This window comes from Methylobacterium iners (assembly GCF_022179305.1).
Taxonomy (GTDB): Bacteria; Pseudomonadota; Alphaproteobacteria; order Rhizobiales; family Beijerinckiaceae; genus Methylobacterium; species Methylobacterium iners.
In genome coordinates this window covers 13,980-34,932 of sequence record NZ_BPQP01000066.1, presented here as the reverse complement: position 1 = coordinate 34,932, position 20,953 = coordinate 13,980, and the positions used below count along the sequence as shown (strand labels likewise).

General features: G+C 69.1%; 20 protein-coding genes. 11 read left to right on the top strand and 9 right to left on the bottom strand.

The annotated features are described in order from the left end of the window. Positions 1-102: 102 nt before the first annotated feature. Positions 103-1,092 carry an MBL fold metallo-hydrolase gene (locus MFF55_RS19560; RefSeq protein WP_238245779.1) on the bottom strand — a complete coding sequence of 330 codons (990 nt, stop codon included), beginning with the start codon at positions 1,090-1,092 and terminating at the stop codon, positions 103-105. A gap of 178 nt (positions 1,093-1,270) precedes the next feature. On the opposite strand from MFF55_RS19560, the gene budC reads away from it, so the two are divergent. From budC to MFF55_RS19535, 5 genes are all read left to right on the top strand, one after another. Continuing rightward, complete coding sequence (gene budC / locus MFF55_RS19555; protein WP_238245778.1) at positions 1,271-2,035, top strand: meso-2,3-butanediol dehydrogenase; 765 nt, start codon at positions 1,271-1,273, stop codon at positions 2,033-2,035. 47 nt (positions 2,036-2,082) lie between these two features. Continuing rightward, entirely contained in the window at positions 2,083-2,646 is a 564-nt protein-coding gene (locus MFF55_RS19550; RefSeq protein ID WP_238245777.1) for an NUDIX domain-containing protein, read from the top strand. Positions 2,647-2,675: 29 nt separating this feature from the next. Further along, complete coding sequence (locus MFF55_RS19545; protein ID WP_238245776.1) at positions 2,676-2,876, top strand: hypothetical protein; 201 nt, start codon at positions 2,676-2,678, stop codon at positions 2,874-2,876. Positions 2,877-3,019: 143 nt separating this feature from the next. After that, the gene (locus MFF55_RS19540; RefSeq protein ID WP_238245775.1) at positions 3,020-3,175 is read left to right on the top strand and encodes a hypothetical protein; all 156 of its coding nucleotides are present in this window, start codon (positions 3,020-3,022) and stop codon (positions 3,173-3,175) included. Between the two features lie 122 nt (positions 3,176-3,297). Further along, the gene (locus MFF55_RS19535) at positions 3,298-4,542 is read left to right on the top strand and encodes a cytochrome P450 (protein ID WP_238245774.1); all 1,245 of its coding nucleotides are present in this window, start codon (positions 3,298-3,300) and stop codon (positions 4,540-4,542) included. A gap of 14 nt (positions 4,543-4,556) precedes the next feature. Here the strand turns inward: MFF55_RS19535 and MFF55_RS19530 are convergent, their stop codons facing one another. After that, positions 4,557-7,847 (bottom strand): PAS domain S-box protein, encoded by a 3,291-nt coding sequence (locus MFF55_RS19530; protein WP_238245773.1) that lies wholly within the window; start codon positions 7,845-7,847, stop codon positions 4,557-4,559. A gap of 139 nt (positions 7,848-7,986) precedes the next feature. Beyond that, the gene (locus MFF55_RS19525; protein ID WP_238245772.1) at positions 7,987-8,985 is read right to left on the bottom strand and encodes a magnesium transporter CorA family protein; all 999 of its coding nucleotides are present in this window, start codon (positions 8,983-8,985) and stop codon (positions 7,987-7,989) included. Between the two features lie 200 nt (positions 8,986-9,185). Here MFF55_RS19525 and groES point away from each other — a divergent pair, with 200 nt between their 5' ends. From groES to MFF55_RS19505, 4 genes are all read left to right on the top strand, one after another. Then, positions 9,186-9,473 carry a co-chaperone GroES gene (gene groES / locus MFF55_RS19520; RefSeq protein ID WP_238245771.1) on the top strand — a complete coding sequence of 96 codons (288 nt, stop codon included), beginning with the start codon at positions 9,186-9,188 and terminating at the stop codon, positions 9,471-9,473. A gap of 89 nt (positions 9,474-9,562) precedes the next feature. Further along, complete coding sequence (gene groL, locus MFF55_RS19515; RefSeq protein WP_238245770.1) at positions 9,563-11,218, top strand: chaperonin GroEL; 1,656 nt, start codon at positions 9,563-9,565, stop codon at positions 11,216-11,218. Between the two features lie 80 nt (positions 11,219-11,298). Beyond that, positions 11,299-11,580 (top strand): BrnT family toxin, encoded by a 282-nt coding sequence (locus tag MFF55_RS19510; protein ID WP_238245769.1) that lies wholly within the window; start codon positions 11,299-11,301, stop codon positions 11,578-11,580. Between the two features lie 49 nt (positions 11,581-11,629). Further along, positions 11,630-11,899, top strand: a complete 270-nt coding sequence (locus MFF55_RS19505; protein WP_238245768.1) for a BrnA antitoxin family protein — start codon at positions 11,630-11,632, stop codon at positions 11,897-11,899. 291 nt (positions 11,900-12,190) lie between these two features. Here the strand turns inward: MFF55_RS19505 and MFF55_RS19500 are convergent, their stop codons facing one another. The 6 genes from MFF55_RS19500 to MFF55_RS19475 all read right to left on the bottom strand — a co-directional run bounded on the left by MFF55_RS19500 (position 12,191) and on the right by MFF55_RS19475 (position 18,176). After that, positions 12,191-14,671, bottom strand: a complete 2,481-nt coding sequence (locus tag MFF55_RS19500) for a bifunctional diguanylate cyclase/phosphodiesterase (protein ID WP_507763050.1) — start codon at positions 14,669-14,671, stop codon at positions 12,191-12,193. A 408-nt stretch (positions 14,672-15,079) separates the two neighbouring features. Next, positions 15,080-15,562 carry a hypothetical protein gene (locus MFF55_RS19495; RefSeq protein ID WP_238245766.1) on the bottom strand — a complete coding sequence of 161 codons (483 nt, stop codon included), beginning with the start codon at positions 15,560-15,562 and terminating at the stop codon, positions 15,080-15,082. Further along, positions 15,552-16,448, bottom strand: a complete 897-nt coding sequence (locus MFF55_RS19490) for a ParA family protein (protein ID WP_238245765.1) — start codon at positions 16,446-16,448, stop codon at positions 15,552-15,554. Before MFF55_RS19490 ends, MFF55_RS19495 begins: the two co-directional genes overlap by 11 nt. 28 nt (positions 16,449-16,476) lie before the next feature. Continuing rightward, a complete protein-coding gene (locus tag MFF55_RS19485; RefSeq protein ID WP_238245764.1) occupies positions 16,477-16,680 on the bottom strand; it encodes a hypothetical protein in 204 nt (67 codons plus the stop codon). Between the two features lie 128 nt (positions 16,681-16,808). Further along, complete coding sequence (locus MFF55_RS19480; RefSeq protein ID WP_238245763.1) at positions 16,809-17,528, bottom strand: peptidase inhibitor family I36 protein; 720 nt, start codon at positions 17,526-17,528, stop codon at positions 16,809-16,811. A 15-nt stretch (positions 17,529-17,543) separates the two neighbouring features. Further along, positions 17,544-18,176, bottom strand: coding sequence for a 2OG-Fe(II) oxygenase family protein (locus tag MFF55_RS19475; RefSeq protein ID WP_238245762.1), 633 nt, complete (start codon positions 18,174-18,176; stop codon positions 17,544-17,546). A gap of 207 nt (positions 18,177-18,383) precedes the next feature. Here MFF55_RS19475 and MFF55_RS19470 point away from each other — a divergent pair, with 207 nt between their 5' ends. Then, the gene (locus MFF55_RS19470; protein ID WP_238245761.1) at positions 18,384-18,686 is read left to right on the top strand and encodes a hypothetical protein; all 303 of its coding nucleotides are present in this window, start codon (positions 18,384-18,386) and stop codon (positions 18,684-18,686) included. A 135-nt stretch (positions 18,687-18,821) separates the two neighbouring features. Beyond that, positions 18,822-20,936 carry an ABC transporter ATP-binding protein/permease gene (locus MFF55_RS19465; RefSeq protein ID WP_238245760.1) on the top strand — a complete coding sequence of 705 codons (2,115 nt, stop codon included), beginning with the start codon at positions 18,822-18,824 and terminating at the stop codon, positions 20,934-20,936. The last annotated feature ends 17 nt before the right edge of the window (positions 20,937-20,953 follow it).

Here is a 20,953-nt window from a genome sequence, read left to right as displayed (position 1 = left end):
GCAATGCATCTCGCCGGGCCCGCGTCGCGCTCGGTCTCACGGCCTCGGCTCGGACCTATTTCCGGCGGTGGAGGATGCGGACCAGGCGCCCGGCCGCATCCATCACCGGAGAAGCGGATCCCAGGGCACCAGCACCTCGCGGTAGCCCTCGGCCGTCTTCTCCAAGTGCGCCACCGCCGGGAAGGGGTAGTGGAAGCCCTGGAGCAGGGACCGCTCGGCCGCGATGCGGTCGTAGACCTTGCGACGTGTCGCCTCCGCCATCGCCGGATCCTGATCGAACATGACGTGCCAGCCCGGTTGGCGTGCGAAGAGCACGGGCACGTTGGTGATGTCGGACTGCACGAACAGGCTCTTGCCGCCCGAGGCGAGCAGGAACGAGGTGTGGCCGGGCGTATGGCCCGGGGTGCCGAGGGCCGTCAGGCCGGGCGCGATCTCCCGGTCCCAGGCGTAGGGCGTGACCTTGCGGCCGAGCGCGTCGAACACGCGGCGATTGTTCCGGAAGAGGTCCTGCAGCCGGCCGGCCGGCGCCCGGCTCATGGCGCCGTCGTCCATCCAGTAGGCCCATTCCGCCTCGGGGACGAGGATCTCGGCCTTGGAGAAGGCCGGCTTGCCCTCCGGCGTCAGGAGGCCGTTCACGTGGTCGCCGTGGAAATGCGAGATGACGACCGTGTCGATGGCCGCGCGGTCGAGGCCGGCCGCCGCGAGGTTGGCTCCGAACTGGCCGATGGCGCCCTTGCTGGTCTGGAAGGCGGCCTCGCCATTGCCCGTGTCGATGACGATGCGTCGGCCGCCCGTCTCGATCACCAGGGGCGTGTAGGGCACCGACAGGGTGGCGCCGTCGCGGAAATCGGCGACCAGGGCCGCGGAGACCGCCTCGCGCGGGGCATTGGTGACGAAGCGCTCGGGCAGCGGGAAGGTGTTGACCCCGTCCGTCACCGGCATCACCGTGACCTCGCCGACGCGGTAGCGGTAGAAGCCGGGCGCCTGGCGCGGGCCTGGGCCGTCCGAGGCCTCGGCGGGGCCGGTCCCCTGCTTCGCGAGCGTGGCCGCGGCGAGCGTGCCGACGAGGACGGTCCGTCGCGTCGCGTGCATGTCTTTCCTCCAGCAAATGCGCTTCGTGCCCGCAGACCTAGCGCGGCAGGGCCGGAAGGCAGCGCCGCCGGCGCAGGTTGTTGCGCCCTCATCGAAGCCGGGCCCTCGCTTCCACCTGAACGAATGCGGCGCCGCGCGGTTGGCCTGTGACGGGATCACGATCGGCGCGGGGCGGACGATGTCGCGATTTGAGGGCAAGACGGTCGTCGTCACGGGCTCCGGCTCCGGGATCGGCGCGGCCACGGTGCGGCGGTTCGCGCGAGAGGGCGCCTGCGTCGTGCTCAACGGGCGGACGCGGGAGAAGCTCGATCGCGTCGCGGCCGATCTCGATCCGGCGCGCACCCTGGTTCAGGCCGGCGACGTCTCGGATGGGGCCAGCGCCGAGACGCTCGTCTCGGCCGCCGTGTCGCGGTTCGGCCGGCTCGACGTGCTCGTCAACAATGCGGGCGTCGCGCCGACCGGACCTTTCCTGGAGACCCCTGTCGAGGATTGGCGGAAGGTCATGGCGATCGACGTCGACGGCGTCTTCCATTGCACCCGCGCCGCCCTGGCGCATCTCCTCGAGACGAAGGGCTCGATCGTCAACGTCTCGTCGGTCTCGGGGCTCGGCGGCGACTGGAACATGAGCTTCTACAACGCGGCCAAGGGCGCGGTGACGAACCTGACGCGCTCGCTGGCGCTGGAGCTCGGCGGGAAGGGCGTGCGGGTCAACGCGGTCAACCCGAGCCTCACCTTCACCGAGCTCACCGCGGGCATGAAGGACGATGCCGCGCTGATGCAGAAGTTCGCCGATCGCATCCCGCTCGGACGCGGCGCCGAGCCCGAGGAGGTGGCCGACGTCATCGCCTTCCTGGCGAGCCACGACGCACGCTTCGTCAACGGCGTGAACCTGCCCGTCGACGGCGGCCTCATGGCCTCGAATGGCCAGCCGCACCAGGCCTGACCCTGAGACCCGCCCTCGCCGCAAGAGATTCGGAGCTAGGGGTTCGCATGAAGGCAGAGATCCTGGACCTACGCCTCGTCCACGAGGGCTGGAGCCGGTTCGGCGTGGCGCGGGTCAGGCTCGCGGACGGCACGGAGGTCGAGCGCGAGATCGAGGACCACGGCAACTCCGTCGGCATCCTGCCCTACGACCCGGTGCGCGGCGTGGCCGCCCTGGTGCGGGAGCTGCGGGTGCCGGCCCTCTACGCGACCGGTGCGCAGACGCAGCTCGAGGCCCCCGCCGGCCTCATTGAGGAGGGCACGCCCGAGGAGAACGCCCGGCGCGAGGTGCTGGAGGAGACGGGCATCGCCCTGGGGGATCTCGAACCCGTGGGCACGACCTATTCCTGCGCGGGCATCTCGACGGAGCGAATCCACCTCTACCTCGCCGCCTATGACAGGGCCGAGCGCGTGACCGAGGGCGGCGGGGCCGAGGGCGAGCACGAGAACATCCGGGTGGTCGAGATGCCCCTCGCCGAGCTCGCGGCGCGGGCCGATCGCGGCGAGCTGACCGACCTCAAGACCCTCACGCTCGCCCTCGCCCTGAGGGCGCGGCACCCTGAGTTGTTCTAGCGCCGGGCACATTTCGAGAAGGACCAAAGATGGCCGAATACGAGGCGGGCTACCTGCAGGCGCTTACGGAGGTGCGGACGAAGGTCCGCGAGATCGGCGACGGCCAGGAGGGATCGCCTCCGCTGTCGCAAATCCTGGCGTTCCTCGACGGGATGATCGCGACGGGCAAGGAACGCCACGCGGGCCGGGCGGCGGAGGATGCGCCGGACCCGCTCAGCGGCAGCTTCTAGGCTCAAACCATCATCCCGCACGGCGATGTCCGGTGTAGCGACAAGGAGACCCGATGCCCCGCGAACGTGTCGTGATCGCCAGGGACGGAACGGAACGGACCTGCATCTAGGCCTATGCCGGCCTCAAGGACGCGCCGGAGAGCGTGACGGCAAAGCTGAGCGGAGCGGATGGCAGCCTGCCCGTCACCTGCACGCCGCGCAGCGGCGCGCAATCGGTGCGCCTGCAGCTTCCCGGTGACTGGGACGAGCGCCTGTCGGACGACGACCTCGTGCGGGCGATCGAGGATGCCGGGACCTGACGGGATGGTCGATGCCGCCCACGGCGTCCGGACGAACAGGCCGAACCATCGCGGCACCACCGTCATTGAGCGGGAGCAGGCCGCGCCGGCCCGCCTGGGACAAGGGATAGGCAAGGGTAGGCATGTCTGAGATTCCTCGCGATCCCCACCCGGACGCGACCCTGGCGCTCCTCCGAGAGGGCTACGGCTACATTCCGAGCCGCTGCCGGGCCTACGGATCCGACCTCTTCGCGACGCGGCTGATGCTGAAGAGGGCCGTGTGCATGACGGGGCCGGGGGCCGCCGCCCAGTTCTACAGGGCGGACCAGCTCACCCGCCGGAACGCCCTGCCGCGCGTGTCCTTCGCCCTGATCCAGGACAACGGCAGCGTCATGGTGCTCGACGGCGAGGCGCATCGCCGCCGCAAGGCGATGTTCCTCAGCCTTATGGGCCCGGCCGCCGCGCGGCGCCTGGCCGAGGCGACGGCGCGGCACTGGCGCCGCGCGGCCGCCCGCTGGGCGACGATGGATCGCGTCGTCCTCTTCCACGAGGCCCATGTGCCGTTCTGCGCGGCGGTCTGCGAATGGGCCGGCCTGCCCCTGACGCAGGCAGAGGCCGAGCAGCGCGCGGGCGAGTTCGAGGCGATGGTCGAGGGCACGGGCTCGGTCGGCCCGCGCAACTGGCGCGGCCACGCGCTGCGCGCCCGGACCGAGCGCTGGATGCGCGAGACGATCCGGCAGGTGCGGGCCGGAACGCGCGAGGCCCCCGAAGGCAGCGCGCTTCAGGTGATCGCCCGTCACGTCGATGCGAACGGCGAGCCCCTCGACGTCACCATCGCGGCGGTCGAGCTGATCAACGTCCTGCGTCCGACCGTCGCCAACGCCCGCTACCTCACCTTCGCGGCCCATGCCCTGCACCTCTACCCGGAGACGCGGGAGGCCCTGCAATCCGGCGACGCGGCGGCCGTCGAGCGCTTCGTGCAGGAGGTGCGCCGTTTCTACCCCTTCATTCCCTTCATCGGGGGCCGCGTGCTGGCCCCCTTCGCCTTCCAGGGCCACGACTTCGCCGAGGGCGATTGGGTGCTGATGGACCTCTACGGCACGAACCGCGACCCGCGGACCTGGGAGAGCCCGGACGACTTCCGGCCCGAGCGCTTCGAGCGGTGGAACCGGGACCCCAACAGCCTCATCCCGCAGGGCGGCGGCGAGCCCGAGGCCGGCCATCGCTGTCCGGGCGAGTGGATCACGATCGAGCAGATGAAGGCGGTGGTGCCGATCCTCGCCCGCGAGATGCGGTTCACGGTGCCGGAACAGGACTTGACGATCCCGCTCGATCGCATCCCGGCCATGCCGCGTGACGGATTCGTCATGACGCAGGTGCGTGTCTAGCAAGGACAACCGCTTCAGGCGGCCTGTCGAGCCTCCCAGGCGGCGATCAGCTGCGCGGATTTCGCTCGGGCCCGGTCGACCTCTTCCCGGACGCGCTGGAGCTGCGACGCGGGCTGCGATCCGTCGGGGGGCGCGGTCTGACAGGTCTGTTCCAGGGTCCGGCAGGCCTCCGAGAGCGCCGTGAAGCCGAGCATGCCTGCCGTCGAGATCAGGGCGTGCGCGTCGCCCATGACGCCCTGCCACCCCGCCGCATCGGCCGGGGCCTCCGCCAGGCGGTTGTCGAGCTCGGCCACGAACCGCCGCAGCATCGTGGCGAGGCGTGCCGGGCCGATCATCTCGCCCAGATCGTCGAGGACGGTGCCGTCGTGGCCAGAACCGCCGGCGGGGCCGGCCTCCGGACCCGCCGACCCGGTTCCGGCCCAGTGCGTGACGAGGGCCCGGAGGATCTCGGGCACGAAGGGCTTCCCGATATGGGCGTCGGCGCCGGCGAGGCGGCACCGCTCGACGTCGCGAGGCAGGACGTTCGCCGTCATGGCGATGATGGGCAGCTCGGCATGGGCGCCCCCCAGCCCTCGGATGCGCCGGGTCGCCTCCAGCCCGTCCATGACCGGCATCTGCACGTCCATGAGAACGAGGTCGTAGCGGTTGCGCATGACCGCATCGACGGCGATCGCGCCGTCGGGGACCACGTCGACGCTGTGCCCCCACCGGGTGAGCATCGCCACGGCCAGTTCCTGGTTCATCGCGACGTCCTCGGCCAGGAGGATGTGCGCACCCGTCTCCGAGGCCGACGATTGCGCGGACGGGCTCGGCGACGCCGCGTCCGCCGCGACCTCCGCGACGGGAAGGTCGAGGGTGAAGGTGAACGAGGAGCCCTCCCCCTCGGTGCTGTCGACCCGGATCGAACCGCCCATCATCTCGATCAGGCTCTTGCAGATCGAGAGGCCGAGGCCGGTGCCGCCGAACTGCCGGGCCGTCGAACCGTCCACCTGGCTGAAGCGCTGGAACAGGCGGTGCCGCTTGTCGGCCGGGATGCCGATGCCGGTATCCATCACCGTGAACCGGACCCGGGCGAGGCCGTCGCGTCGGCCCTCGTGGTCCACGTACAGCCAGACCATGCCCTTGGCCGTGAACTTCACGGCGTTCGAGAGCAGGTTCAGCAGAACCTGGCGCAGGCGCGCCTCGTCGCCCAGGAGAACCTCGGGAACCTCGGCGTCGACCTCGACATGCAGCGCGAGGCCCTTCGCCGCCGCCTGCTCGCGCAGCAGCATGGCCGCGTGCTCGACGAGGTGGCGCGGCGCGAACGGATGGAGGTCGAGTTCGAGGCTGCCGGCCTCGAGCTTCGAGACGTCCAGCACGTCGTTGACGATGGACAGGAGGGTGGTGCTGGCGGCGTGCACGAGGCGGGCGTAGTGCTGCATGGTCGGCAAGGCCATGTCCCCGCCCTCGGCCATCAGGCCCGAGAAGCCGATGATGCCGTTGAGCGGCGTGCGCAGCTCGTGGCTCATGCTGGCCAGGAACTCGCCCTTGGCCTCGGCGGCCGCCTCCGCCGCCTCCTTGGCCGCCCGCAGCTCCTCCGACTGGCGCTGGCGCTCCGAGGCGTCGCGCACGGCGCTGAGGATGCCGGTCGGGGCACCCGTCGCCTTGTCCCGCACCAGGTTCAGCTTGGCTTCCACCCAGACGTAGGTCCCGTCCTTCCGGCGCAGTCGGTACATCTCGGAGACCTGTTCGGTCACCCCGTCGCGCAAGCGGTCGAAGGTGCCGGCGAGGATGTGCGCGTCCTCGGGGTGGCTCATCGCGGCTGGGTGCGTCCCGACGAGTTCCTCCGGCTCGTATCCGAGGAGCGCCCGGCTCGCGGGCGAGACGTAGCGGCGCACGCCTTCGACGTCGGCCAGGACGATCATGTCCGTCGCGGCCTCGGCGAGCAGGCGGTAGCGCCCCTCGCTCTCCATCAGGGCGTCCTCCGCCATGCGCCGCGCCGTGACGTTGCGGGAGGTGGCGATCACCCGCTCCTCGCTGGTTCCCGGAGACACGAGGGCGAAGGTCGCCTCGGCCCAGATCCAGTGCCCCGCCTTGTGCCGCACGCGGTGGGTGCTGGTGACGCTGGGAGTGTCGCGCGTCAGCGTCGCGTACTCGGCCTGCACGCGATCGAGATCGTCCGGATGCACGTAAGCCGACGGCAGCATTCCCGCGAACTCGTCCGGCGCCCATCCGGCTACCTTGACGGAGGCCGGCGACACGTAGCTGCGGCGGCTCTCGAAGGTCGGCTTGACCGCGATCATGTCGCTGGAATTCTCCGACAGGAGGCGATGGAGCGCCTCGCTCTCCGCTAGGGCCTCCTCGCTCCGGCGGCGCTGCGTCAGGGCGCGGGCCAGCGCAAGCAGGGCGACGACGACGACGAGCGTGAGCCCGCCCGCGATGCCGCCCTGCATCCAAACGGCCTGGCGCCATCCCGCGAGCGCCGTGTCGCGCGCTTGCGTGGCGCTGACATAGAGCGGGTAGGAGGGCACGAAGCCGAGCGCGAGGACGCGCTCGATCCCGTCCGTGGATCCGGCCGACCAGAACGGCCTCGTGTCCTTGGGCTGGACGTAGCGCTTGTAGTTCTCGGTGGCGGCGTAGTTCTTCCCGATCAGCGCCGGGACGTGCGGCGCCCGCACCAGAAGGGTTCCGTCGGAGCGCCAGAGGCCGAGGGTGGAGTTCGGCCCGAGGTCGAAGCCATCGAAGACCGACTGGAAGGCCGATGCCTTCAGGGTCGCCACGATGACGCCGGCGAACGAGCCGTCGGCATGGTTGATGCGCCGTGCGATGGGGAGGATGGGAAGCTTGGTCCGGCGCCCCGTGATCGGCGAGCCGATGAACAGGGTCCCGTTCGGGTCGTCGCGGAGCTTCTGAAGGTAGTCGTGGTCGCGCCGATCCGTGGATCGGGCGGGAAAGCCGACGGCCTCGTGGAGCGCGTCGCCGTGGGCATCGAGGATGAGGATGTTGGTCAGATCGTTGGACTGGGCCAGCTTGTCGCGAAGCGCGGCGTGAATGGTCTCGGGCGAGAGGCTTCCGGTGGGCGAGCCCGCGAGGGAGACCACGGCCTGCAGGAAGGTGTCGACGGTCTCGACCGTACGGGCGGCGTGCTGCTCCAGGGCGCGGACGGTGTTGGCGGTGTTGACTTCGGCGGCGTGCAGCTCCTGCCCGCGCTGCTGGTAGAGGCTGCCCGCGACGAGTGCCGGGATCCCGAGGCCGACCAGGACGGCCATGACCTTGAGGCCGCCGCCCAGGCCCAGCCTGCTTCCCGAGGGTCCGTTCGACAGCATCGTCCCGACTTGTCCAAGGTGCCTGGAACGGAACGCCCGTCCGGAATGAGCCGATAGGAGCACGAAACGATGAACGAAACTCGTGCGTGCATGCCCGGGGCATGCGGCGGCGACGCGCCTCAGCGGTCCCGCTCCGCCCTCAGAACCAGCCCTTCACACGGAAATACGCGAGTGGGATCAGCGCGCTGATCAGGATGAGGGCGAGCGCGTAAGGGTAGCCCCAGGCCCAGTCGAGTTCGGGCATCGCCTTGAAGTTCATGCCGTACATCGAGGCGATGAGGGTGGGCGGCACGCCGACGGCCGAGACCACGGTGAGGACGCGGAAGGTGTTGTTCTGCTCGACGTTGATGAGCCCCAGCGTCGCGTCGAGGAGGAACTGGACGTTCTCCGACAATCGGATCTCGAACTCGTCCAGCGAGGCGATGTCGCGCCGGATCGTCTCGAAGCGGGGCTCCAGCTCGGCGCCGAGGATCGTCTCGCACTCGCCTGCGACGAAGGGCAGGATGCGCTCGAGGCCGAGCAGGCTGGAGCGGATCTTGCCCAGCGCCTTGCCGCGCCGCCCGATGCTCCGCAGGATCCGGCGCAGGGCCACGTCCCGGCGCCGGGGCACCTTCGGGTCGAACTTGCCCGCGCCGGTCTTCACGTCGAAGTCGAAGATGCGCGTCGAGAGGGCGTCGAGGTCGGCGCCCATTTCCTCCAGGGCATCGGCGAGGCTGTCGACGAGCTCCTCCATCAGGAGCAGGAAGATCTCCGTGCTGGTGGCGCAGGCCGCGTCGCCCTCGCCGATCCGCTTCTTCACCTCCGCGAAGGCGCGCAGCTCGTGGAAGCGCACCGTGACGAGGTGGTCGCGCGTGATCACGAAGCCCAGCGGCTTGAGCCCCGAATCCACCTTGTCGAAGGTGATCATCGGGGTGGAAAGCGAGAGCCCGTTCCTGAGGCGGCGCAGGCGGCTCGAATTCTCGACCTCGCTCAGCGCCTTTCGCGAGGGGACGCGCAGGCCCGTCGCCGCTTCGACGGCGGCGGCCTCGTCGGCGCTCGGATCGTTCAGGTCGATCCAGATGGTGTGCGCGGGCAGGGGCTGCCGCTCGGCAAGGCCGCCGGCATCGACGTGGCCCTGCGGGCCCTGAAGGCTGATCATAAAGGAAAATTCCGTCCCGGGCGTCGGCCGGAGAAAATCGCACCTGTTCCCAGGGTGCGACACTCTTGACTCGGATCGCGGGCGAGCCTAACTCCCGCCGGGCTTTGGCACTCGCCGCTCGAGAGTGCTAACAGTCCGGCTTGAGCGCGCAGTCGCGCCGTATCAACGCCATCCCTGAATTCGAAGCAAGAGGGCAGCTCATGAAGTTCCGTCCGCTGCACGACCGTGTCGTCGTCCGCCGTATCGAGGGCGAGGAGAAGACCAAGGGCGGCATCATCATCCCGGATACCGCCAAGGAGAAGCCGCAAGAGGGCGAGGTCATCGCCGTCGGTCCCGGCGCCCGCGACGAGGCTGGCCGCATCAACGCGCTCGACGTCAAGGCCGGCGACCGCGTCCTGTTCGGCAAGTGGTCCGGCACCGAGGTCAAGATCGACGGTCAGGATCTCCTGATCATGAAGGAATCCGACATCATGGGCGTCGTCGCCTAGGGGTCGGTCGCACCGCTCTTTCCTATTCCCAGCCCTTCGACGGTGCCGTTACCCGGCGCCTCGGGGCGAATCGCATGAGGATCTGACACATGGCAGCGAAAGAAGTCCGCTTCGCCTCCGACGCCCGCGAGAAGATGCTGCGCGGCGTCGACATTCTCGCCGACGCGGTGAAGGTGACGCTCGGCCCCAAGGGCCGCAACGTCGTCATCGAGAAGAGCTTCGGCGCGCCGCGCATCACCAAGGACGGCGTCACCGTCGCCAAGGAGATCGAGCTCGCCGACAAGTTCGAGAACATGGGCGCCCAGATGGTGCGCGAAGTGGCCTCGAAGACCAACGACATCGCCGGTGACGGCACCACCACCGCGACGGTGCTGGCCCAGGCGATCGTGCGCGAAGGCGCCAAGTACGTCGCCGCCGGCATGAACCCGATGGACCTCAAGCGCGGCATCGATCTGGCCACCTCGGCCGCCGTGAAGGACATCACGAGCCGCGCCAAGAAGGTCGCCTCGTCCGAAGAGGTCGCCCAGGTCGGCACGATCTCGTCGAACGGCGACAAGGAAATCGGCGAGATGATCGCCCATGCCATGCAGAAGGTCGGCAACGAGGGCGTCATCACCGTCGAGGAGGCCAAGACGGCCGAGACCGAACTCGACGTCGTCGAGGGCATGCAGTTCGACCGCGGCTACCTCTCCCCGTACTTCATCACCAACGCGGAGAAGATGGTCGCGGAGCTCGAGGACCCCTACATCCTCATCCACGAGAAGAAGCTCTCCTCGCTGCAGGCCATGCTGCCGGTGCTCGAGGCGGTCGTCCAGACCGGCAAGCCGCTCGTCATCATCGCCGAGGACATCGAGGGCGAGGCGCTCGCCACCCTCGTGGTGAACAAGCTGCGCGGCGGCCTCAAGGTCGCGGCCGTCAAGGCGCCGGGCTTCGGCGATCGCCGCAAGGCGATGCTCGAGGACATCGCGATCCTCACCTCCGGCCAGATGATCGCCGAGGACCTCGGCATCAAGCTCGAGAACGTCACCCTCCCGATGCTCGGCCGCGCCAAGCGGGTCCGCATCGAGAAGGAGACCACCACGATCATCGACGGTTCGGGCGAGAAGTCCGACATCGAGGCCCGCGTCGGCCAGATCAAGGCGCAGATCGAGGAGACCACCTCGGACTACGACCGTGAGAAGCTCCAGGAGCGCCTGGCCAAGCTCGCCGGCGGCGTCGCGGTCATCCGCGTCGGCGGCGCGACCGAGGTCGAGGTCAAGGAGAAGAAGGACCGCGTCGACGACGCGCTCAACGCCACCCGCGCTGCGGTGGAAGAGGGCATCGTCCCCGGCGGCGGCACCGCCCTGCTGCGCGCCCGCGAGGCCGTCCGCGTCCTCAAGAGCGACAACCCGGACGTCCAGGCCGGCATCAAGATCGTGCTGAAGGCCCTTGAGGCCCCGATCCGCCAGATCGCCGCCAATTCCGGCGTCGAGGGCTCGATCGTGGTCGGCAAGATCACCGACAACACGGACTCGATCACCTACGGCTTCAACGCCCAGACCGAAGAGTACGTGGACATGATCCAGGCCGGCATCGTCGACCCGGCCAAGGTCGTTCGCACGGCCCTGCAGGACGCGGCCTCGGTCGCCGGCCTGCTCGTCACCACCGAGGCGATGATCGCCGACGCTCCCAAGAAGGAGAGCGGCGGCGGCGGCATGCCCGGCGGCGGCGGCATGGGCGGCGGCATGGGCGGCATGGACTTCTAAGTCCGGCCTCCCAAGACCGACGAAACGAGGGGTCGCCGAGAGGCGGCCCCTTTTTCGTTCGTCGTCGCGCAGAGATTTGCATGGCATGCGGAGACTTTGACTTTTGTGTACACAAACGCCATCATTTTCCGGTGACCAAAGCGATAGCCGGATTTGACTGGGATGACGGGAATCGCGAGCACTGCCAGAAGCATGGCGTGTCGCTGGAGGAGATCGCGTCCGCCCTGTTGGGACCCCTGTACCGCTTTCCCGACCCAGGACATTCGAACGCCGGGACGCGGTGGAGAGCGATCGGGCGGACCGCCGCAGGCCGCCACGTCTTCGTCGTGTACACCATGAGGAACAAGGCAGGCCGGATATAAATCCGCGCCATCAGCGCCCGCTTCATGCATGACAAGGAGATCGAGTATTATGAGAAAGCCGCCTCTTCCCACTTTCGCGACTGACGATGAGGCTCGGCGGTTCGTTGAAACCGCCGATCTGACCCAGTTCGACCTGAGCGGTGGCGAGCGGGTCCAGTACGAGTTCCAGGCGAAGGACGCCAATGTCCACCTGCGGATGCCGCAGCCGCTTCTCGATGCCGTGAAGGCCGAAGCCGGACGGGCCGGCATGCCCTATCAGCGCTTCATCCGGCAGACTCTCGAGCGGGCGCTCGCCGCGGGGCAGCGCCACCGGGTCTGAAGGCCGCCGGTTTGACCGTGCTGAGGTCCGCCGGGCGTGGCTCCGCGACGGCCTGCTTTCGAGCCGCTGCGCGGCGATGGGAACGCCGATGAATGACGGGCCTTGGCTATTTGACGGCGACGCGCACGCCACGCCGAGGCTGAGAAAGCAAGCCCCGGCAGGGCGCGTGAAGGTGATCGCAATGCCGGCAGGACCAAGCCGGCCAGTTGTCTGCACTGGCTGATCCGCTCAACCCGCCGGGCCCGGGCCGGTTCGGCAGATCCGGGGCGACTGCCTCATCAGGACCGAACCCTAGGCGGCCGAGCTGAGCCTGACGTCAATGAAGCGCAGAGCATCGAGGGCCGGGAGGGGCTGACTGAACAGGAAGCCTTGGACCTCGGTGCAGCCCTCGCTGCGGACCTGATCGAGTTGCTCCCTCGTCTCGACGCCCTCCGCCGTGATCGCGATGCCCAAATGGGTGCCGAGACCCACGACGGCCCTCACGATGGCGGCGGCATCCGGATCGCCGATCTCGCGGATGAAGGAGCGATCGATCTTGATCTTGTCGAACGGGAACTGCCGAAGGTAGCTCAAGCTGGAATAGCCCGTCCCGAAATCGTCGAGCGCGATACGCACGCCCAAGCCACGCAGGCGGTGCAGGCAGGCGACGACCGCCTGGGCGTCCTGCATCAGCACGCTCTCCGTGATCTCCAGTTCCAGCCGTCTCGCTGGCAATCCGGAAGCCGACAGGGCGTGCATCACGCTCTGCTCCAATCCGGGTTGCTGAAACTGGATCGCCGAGACGTTGACCGCGACGCTGAGGTCGTGCGGCCAGGAGGCAGCCTCGCGGCAAGCCTCGCGCAAGGCCCAGGCGCCCAGCGTGGTGATCAGGCCGGTTTCCTCGGCCAGGGGAATGAAGTCCGCGGGGGAGACCATGCCGCGCACGGGATGCTGCCAGCGCAACAGGGCCTCGAAGCCGACCGCTTCATCGCTCGCGAGGTCGATGACGGGCTGGTAGTGCAGCACGAAGTCGCCGCGCTGCAAGGCGTCCCGCAGATCGAGTTCGAGATTGGTGCGCTTGGCGACCATCGCATCCATCCCCGCCTCGTAGAACCGAAACGTGTTCCGCCCGGTCGACTTGGCCTTGTAGAGGGCGATGTCTGCATTCGTGAGCAGGCTGTCCGTGTTCTCGACCTCCGCCGACGCGAGGGCGATGCCGATGCTCACCCCGATGCTGACGGTGACGCCGTCGATATCGAAAGGTCGGCCCAAGGCCCCGATCAATCGCTCTGCTGCCAGGCTCGCGGCCTGCGGGTCGTTCACCCAGGACAGGATGATCGCGAACTCGTCGCCGCCAAGGCGCGCCACGGTATCGACGTCGCGCGCCTCCGCGGTCAGCCGCTCGGCGACCAGCGCCAGCAGCTTATCGCCTGCCGGATGACCGAGCTTGTCGTTGACGGCCTTGAACCGGTCGAGATCGCAGGCGAGCACCGCGAAGCCGTTGCCGTGCCGCTTCGCGTTGGCACGCTCCTGACTCAAACGGTCGCGGAACAGCAGCCTGTTGGGCAGCCCGGTCAAGGCATCGTGCGTCGCCATATGCGCGATCTGCAGCTCGGCCTCCTTGCGCGCCGTGATGTCGCGCAACGAGGCGACGTAGCCGTCCCTCTGGCTCGTCACGGCTTCGCGGGTGACGCTGAAGGAGATCTCGACCCAGATGTCGACGCCGTCCTTGCGCCGATAGCGCTGGGCGGTGACGGCTTGCTCGACCCGCCCGCTCGTCAGATCGCGCAGGACGCGCGCATAGGCCTCCGCGTCATCGGGATGAACGAAGCGGAGGGGCCGAGTTCCGATGAGCTCCTCAGGCTCGTAGCCCAGGACGTTCCTGACCGCGGGCGACACGTACTTGTGCGTTATGTCGGAATCGCACCAGATGATGACGTCCGTCGTGTTCTCGGCCAGCAATCGGAAGTGAGCCTCCGCGGCGCGGGCGATCTTCTCCTTCTCGTACAAGGTCTGGTTCGCTTCGGCGAGCGCTGCCGCATGCAGGCGGTCCCGTTTCAGGGCGCGCAGCCGCAGCGCCAGAAGGGAGAGGAGCAGGGCCGTGATGCTCAGGCCGGCCACGATCGCGAGGCGCTGCTCGTCCCAGAAGGGAAGCATGACCTCCTCCAGCGACTTGCCCACGGTGACGATGAGAGGCAGCGAACCGACCGTCCGGTAGCCGAAGACCCGGGTCACCTGGTCGAACGGGCTTTGCAGCTCGTAGGTGCCGGTGGGGGCGTGCGCGAGGTGCGCGAAGACGCCCTTGCCCGCGTTGAGCGATGCCACGTTGCGCTCGTACATGTCCTCGATCTGCGGGTAGCGCGCCCGGATGTAGCCGTCGTAGCCGAACAGCCCGATGCTGCCCTGCGATCCCACATCCACGGCCTTGAACTGGTTCGACAGGTAGTTGGGGTCGATGGAGGTGACGATCACGCCGGCGAAGCTGCCGTCGCGACGGTTGAGGCGACGCGCCGTCTGGAGCACGTATCGGCCGGTGAAGCGGCCCCTGACGGTGCGATCGACGTAAAGCCCGGGATTCGGGTCGGCCGAGAGCGCCTGGAAGTAGGCACGATCCCGAACGTGGAAGGTCGCAAGGCCGGGCGCCGGAGGCGTGCGCGACGCTTGCAGCTCGCCAGCCGCGTTGTACATCGAGACCTGGGTGGTCAGTCCTTCGAGCGACGTCGAGCGCCTCAGCCAAGCAGCGAAGTCGAAAGCCTCAGGATCGTTCTGGTAATCATCGACAATGAAACGCATCACCTGATCGACGCCGACCAGCAGGCGCTCGACGTGCTTCTCTACACCGATCGAGATATTCGTGACGTCGCGATGCGTCTGCTCACGAATGGTCTGCTTGAGAGAATGCAGATGGTAACCGAGAACCGCCCAGACCAGCGATATGGCGATGAACGTCGCGAGAATGAGCCCATCCTTCGACCATCCGGGCGCAGATGGTCTGGCGGAATTGATATGTCCACTTTCCTCAGTCGATCGTGCAGTTCGATTGAACACGAATGTTGAGCCCTGGTGATCGATCTGTGGTTGCGCACAACCATCAGGCACGCAAGAGCCTAGATTCCTACACACCAAAGAGCTTACAAACCGTTGTCCTGCCTCCCGGGTGTGGGTCGACACCCGAGGACGACCATGGGATCGGCACGGTCCTCACTCGCCCTTCTTCTTCGCCTTCTTCGGCTTGGGGTCGTGGTCCTTGCCGTCCCACGCGGCGGCGAAGGCGGCGCTGCCGAGCGCGCGGGTGACCTTGGGCGTCTTCGGCGCCACCGCCCTCGCCGCTCCCGATGCAACCGAGCCTTTCGCGGCGGGCTCGGCGTCCGTCGCAAGCGCCGCGAGGTGCCGACGGGGCCAGTCGGCGGGGGCGGTCTTGAGGTCCGGGTGGTGCTTGTCGAGCCTCGTCACGAGGCTCCTCGCCTCGGCCTCGGTGAGCCCGTCGAGGATGAGGGCGAAGCGCTCCGCCCCGAGGGTGTCGCGGATACGGCGCAGGCCCGGCAGGCCGAGGCTCTTCGCCTTGAGCTGCTTCACGACCAGCGCGCGGCCGGTTCTGGCGACCTCGGCGCGGATGTCAGGGAAGACGTCGGGCCGCGCCGTGATGGCCTGGAACACCGCGTAACCATCCACATCAAGCGCCATGAAGAACCTCCTTCACTTCCGCGACGAGGGGGATGAGGACGCTGGTGACGTGGATGCCGTACTTGCCCGAGAAGGTCGGCGGCGCCTCGTGCGGCGTCAGGGCGTCGGCCAGGGCCGCGGCCTGCGGGATCCGCGTGGCCAGCAGCCGGAAGCCGGCATCGGGCGCGGCGGCCTCCGCCTCCAGGCGCGCCACGGTCTGCTGCTGCTGGCGGACGCTCTGCTGGAAGCGGGTCACGAGCACGTGCGGGAGGCGCCGGGGCGCGATCCGGCTGGCGCGCTTGCTCGCCTGCCCCCAGACCGTCTGGATGAAGGCGTCGAGGCCCCAGGTCGAGAGGTGGTCGGCGATGGAGGTGACGAGGACGAGGTCCGAGCCCCGCACCGCGATCTCGGTCATCGGCGAGATGCCCGGCGCGCAGTCGAACAGGATGTAGTCGTAATCCTGGCCAAGCGGCACGAACTCGTCCTGGAACACCTTCCAGAGCTGGTTCTCGATGGCGTGCATCGAGAAGCGCTTGTGGGTCAGCTCGTAGATGAGCTCGCGCTCGACGAGGCGCAGGTAGGGGCCGGCCGGCAGCAGCGACACGGCCAGCGGCGCGTTCTGGTGCGTCGTCAGGCTGACATCGGCGCGGATGCGCGGGGCCAGCAGCGGCTTCTCCTCCTTGAGGAGCTTGAGGGCGAGATAGGCTTCCAGGGTGCGGCCCTTGGCGATCATCTCGCTGAGGATCGTCTCGCCGGCGAGGCAGACGGAGACGCTGGCCTGCGGGTCGAGATCGGCCACGAGCACGCGGGCGCCGTCGGCGGCGAGTGCCTCGGCCAGCATCACCACGGTCGTGGTCTTGCCCACCCCGCCCTTCATGTTGGCGACCGCGATCAGCTTGCCGGTCATGAGCGCGATTCCTTCAGGCGCGGGTCCCTCACCGCCGCCTCCCGCCGGGATCGGTGGGCGTCAGCTCGGCCTCGGCGCGAGCGCCCCCTCGCGAGTGCGGGTTCCGGCGCCCGAAATCGATGCGAAGGGTCCGGGCCGGGGCCTCTCGGGCCGTGCCGTCGGCCCCCGCCCTCGGCTCGAAGGGCGTGTCAGCCTGTGCGGCGAGATCCCTGGTTTCGGCGCTGCGTGCCATTGAGCCGGCGCTTGGTGCCTGATGCTTGCGCAGCCCCCCCGGCTGCCCCTTGCTACAAGCGTAGCGCGAATGCGGACGGTTGCCAGCGAAAAACCGGGCCGGCCCGGTTCTACCCGAGGAAAGGCCTCTCAGCCGTCCCGGCGGCCGCAGCGCACGTAGGTCGAGGCGCCCTTGCCGCTCGACCAGGTGAGGCGGTCGCCGTCGACGACGAGGCGGACCTGCGAGGACCAGCGACGGCCGCGCTCGCTGCACTCGGCGGCCATGGTCCAGGCGTTGCCGGCCCGGCGCCCGTCGCGGAAGGTGCAGAGGGTGCGGCCGGCCTTGGCGCTGGTCTCGGTGATGGTGGCCGGCAGGAAGCCGCGCCGGCGCGAGGGCGCGTTGCAGGCCGCCCCCGTAGGCCCCCAGACGCCGACATAGTCCGAGCGCTCGGGCGGAGCGACGGCCACTGGCGCGACGGTGGCGGCCGCGGTGGTCGCCGGCGCGATCGCCTCATCGCCGATGCTCGCGACGCGGCGCACCGGCGCCGCCTCGGCCGCGGGGGCCTGAACCGGGCTTGCGGCCGGATCGCGCCAGGGCGTGGCGGCGACGATCACGCGCGGCGGCTCGGGCGGGAACTTCAGGACCGGCGGCGGAACCGGCTCCGCCTCCGCGCGTTCCTGGTGCGTCGCCGGCCGCATCGGCACGTCCTCGGTCAGGAAGACGGCGCTGTAGCCCAGGAGCGCGCCCCAGCCCGCCGCGAGGAGCAGCGGCACGACGATCCAGCGCGAGGACCCTTTGGGCGCCTCCGCCGGAGCGTCGATGACGGCTGGAAGATTCAGCGTCCCGTCGAGCCCCTGCCCCATCGCCATCCCCCTCCTCCAGGCTCAGCGGCCGAAGATGCCCTTGAGGAACTGCGCGGTGCGGTTGCGCTTCTTCTTCCGCTCCAGCTCGGCGGCGTCCTTCACCCAGGCCACCTGCACGACCCGGCGCTCGCCCTCGAAGGGCTCGTGGCCGTGCCAGGAATTGTCGGCCCGCAGGAAGGCGAACATCGTGCCCATGGTGGGCGGCACCTCCACGGCGAAGGGCTCGTAGTTCCGGCCGTCGTAGAGCACCCGCAGCCGCCCGGCCGCCGGGGCGTCCCAGGCGTCGTTCATGTAGACGAGCAGGGTGAGGACCTTCGAGGGGCCGTCCGTATGGATCGAGCCGTACTTGAGCTGCGAGCGCTTCATGATCGTGGTGAGGCGCGGGCAGGAGACGAGGTCGATGCCGAACTTTTCGCCGAGGATCGCCGAGAACTCGTCGCTCTCGAGCTCGTCGATCAGCGCCTTGAAGCGGCCCTTGAGCGCGACCTCGTCGACGGTGAGGTAGCCGGGCTTGGCGATGGCGGGAAAGTCCTGCCGGATGGCGTCGATCGCCTCGGGCTTCAGGACGTCCTTGCCGAGCATGTAGCTGTAGGGCTCCCGCGACAGGGGCGCGGTGCGGACAGCGTCGACGTTGAGGATCGAAAGGCCAGACATTGAGGTAATTCTCGTCCCGTCAAGCGGCACGGACCCGAATCGATATCCCGTCCGCAGGTGAATGGCGAGCGCCTTTTTGGGCACACCGACGTGGATAGACTCGCCGATTGCGGCGGACAGTGGGCAGGGACCGGGCGAGGACTTTCCGCGGCGCACCGGAACTGCCATGCTTAGGCCGTTGAAACCCAAGAACGGCCTCGGAGCCCCGTGACACGTCGGCCCGTCCTCGCCCTGACCCTCTGCCTCGCCTTCGCCGTGCCGGCGCGGGCTCAAAATCCTCTCCCGATTCAGCGGATGGTCTGCGCCGAGGTGATGGCGCTGGTGAAGCGCGAGGGCGCGATCCTGCTCGCGGCCGGGGGCCCGGGCCTGGAGCGCTTCGTGCGCGACCGCAGCTTCTGCGACGTCACCGAGGTGGCGGAGCTGCGCCTGGTGCGCACCCGCGACAATCCGGAATGCCCCGTGGGCTACCGCTGCCGCGAGCTCGGCGTCAACGACTGGGACTGGCAATAGGGCGACTGGGTCGCGGGGGGCGGCCTGCGGCCCCGCCACGATCTCGCCATGAGCCGTCGTCAATGCCGCCCGATGGGCGCGTCGCGACGCGCCGCTGGCTGAAGATCCTGGCTGAAGACCCGGAAGGAGACGTGCGTGGCCGTATTGAGGACGGGCCTCGGCCTGCAGGCCGCCGTCACGGCGGTCTTCGCGCTCCTGCTGCTCCTGGCGCCCGGCGAGGCCGCGCCCCCGCTCTACGTGTCGCTCAGCGGGTTCGCCATGGCGGGCATCCTGCTCGCCTCGGGGCGGCTCTCGGCCTTCCTGACGGTCTTCGTCACGGTCTACGGCCTCGGATACCTCTTCCTCGCCGGCGCCAAGCTGGCGGCGGCCGCGGGCCTTCTGCCCCCGACGCTCGCCGCCCTCCTGCCGCCGGACTTCGCGGCCACCGGCGCGGTGGTCTTCGCCGGCATCGTGCTGGCGATCTCCCGTCTGGAGCCGATCCAGGCGATCACCCGCATCGCCGACCCCTATTTCGCGACCCGCGAGACGCCCAACGACGAGATCGGGCCGTTCCGGTTCTTCGGCGCCAGCGAGGGCCGGATCGGCCAGCGGCTGCTCGCCTTGTCCATCCTGATCACCTTCGCGCAGGTCGCCCTGCAGCTGCGGCTCAACTTCTGGTACCGCGACCTCTTCAACGCGCTGCAGGAGTACAACGCCGAGGCCTTCTGGTACCAGCTCGCCTGGATCTTCGCCCCGCTCGCCACGGTGTGGGTGATCATCGGGATGCTCGACGTCTTCGTCGACGAGATGCTGCACCTGCGCTGGCGGACCTGGCTGACGCGCAGCCTCTACGAGCGCTGGCTCGGCGCCGGCACGCATTACCGCATCCCCTTCACCGGCGAGGACGCGGACAACCCCGATCAGCGCATCCAGGCCGACGTCAACCTGTTCATCCGGCAGACGACGTCGCTCTCGATCCGGCTGCTGTCGCAGGCCGCCACCCTCGTCTCCTTCATCGTGATCCTGTGGGGCCTGTCGCGCGATTTCGTGCTGCCCTTCACGGACACGGTCGTGCCGGGCTTCCTCGTCTGGCTCGTCATCGCCTACGCGGTAATCGGCACCTGGCTGACGCACCTGATCGGGCGCCCCCTGATCGCCCTCGACTTCAACCAGGAGAAGGTCGAGGCCGACTTCCGCTTCTCGCTCGCCCGCAACCGCATCTACACGGAGCAGATCGCGCTGCTGCGCGGCGAGCGCGCGGAGGCCGTGCGGCTCAAGAGCCTCTTCGGCGCCGTGATCGCCAACTACATCGGCATCACCTACCGGCGGATGAAGCTCGGCAGCTTCACCCTGTCCTACAGCCAGATCAGCGTGGTGTTCCCCTACATCCTCGCCGCCCCCTCCTACTTCCTCAAGAAGATCACCCTGGGGCAGTTCCAGCAGACCGGGAACGCCTTCAGCAACGTCCAGTCCTCGCTGTCCTTCTTCATCAGCGCCTACACCACCATCGCCGCCTACCGCGCCAACACCAACCGCCTGTCCTCGTTCAAGCGGGCCATGACCAAGGCCGAGGCGCTCAACGCCGCCGGCTACGGCCTCGTCCAGGGCAACGAGACGCGGGGCGACGTCACGGCGGCGGGGCTGACCCTGGCCCTGCCCGACGGCCGCGAGATCGTGGCGGCCGATCACCTCGCGCTGACGAAGGGCGCGGCGACGCTGGTCACCGGTCCCTCGGGCTCGGGCAAGTCGACCCTGTTCCGGGCCATCGCCGGGATCTGGCCCTTCGGCCAGGGGCGCATCGACGTGCCCGCCGGGCAATCGGCGCTGGTGCTGCCGCAGCGGCCCTACATCCCGCAAGGGAGCCTGCGCGGCGCCGTGGTCTATCCCAACACCACCGACCAGTTCCCGGACGAGGCGATCCGCGAGGCGCTGATCGCCGCCCAGCTGCCCCAGCTCGCCGACCGCCTCGACGAGGTCGACGTGTGGGATCAGCGCCTCTCGGGCGGCGAGCAGCAGCGGCTCGCCATCGCGCGCGCGGTGCTCGCCAAGCCCGAATGGCTGTTCCTGGACGAATCGACGGCGGCCCTCGACGAGCCGAGCGAGGCCGGCATCTACCGGATGCTGCGCGAGCGCCTGCCCGGCACCACCATCGTCTCGATCGGCCACCGCTCGACGCTGCACGACCTCCACGACAAGCGCCTCGACATGCAGAAGGCCAAGGACGGCCGCTTCGTGCCCCGCGAGCTGCCGGCCCCCGTCGCCGCGGAGTAACGCGGGTCCCGGATGAT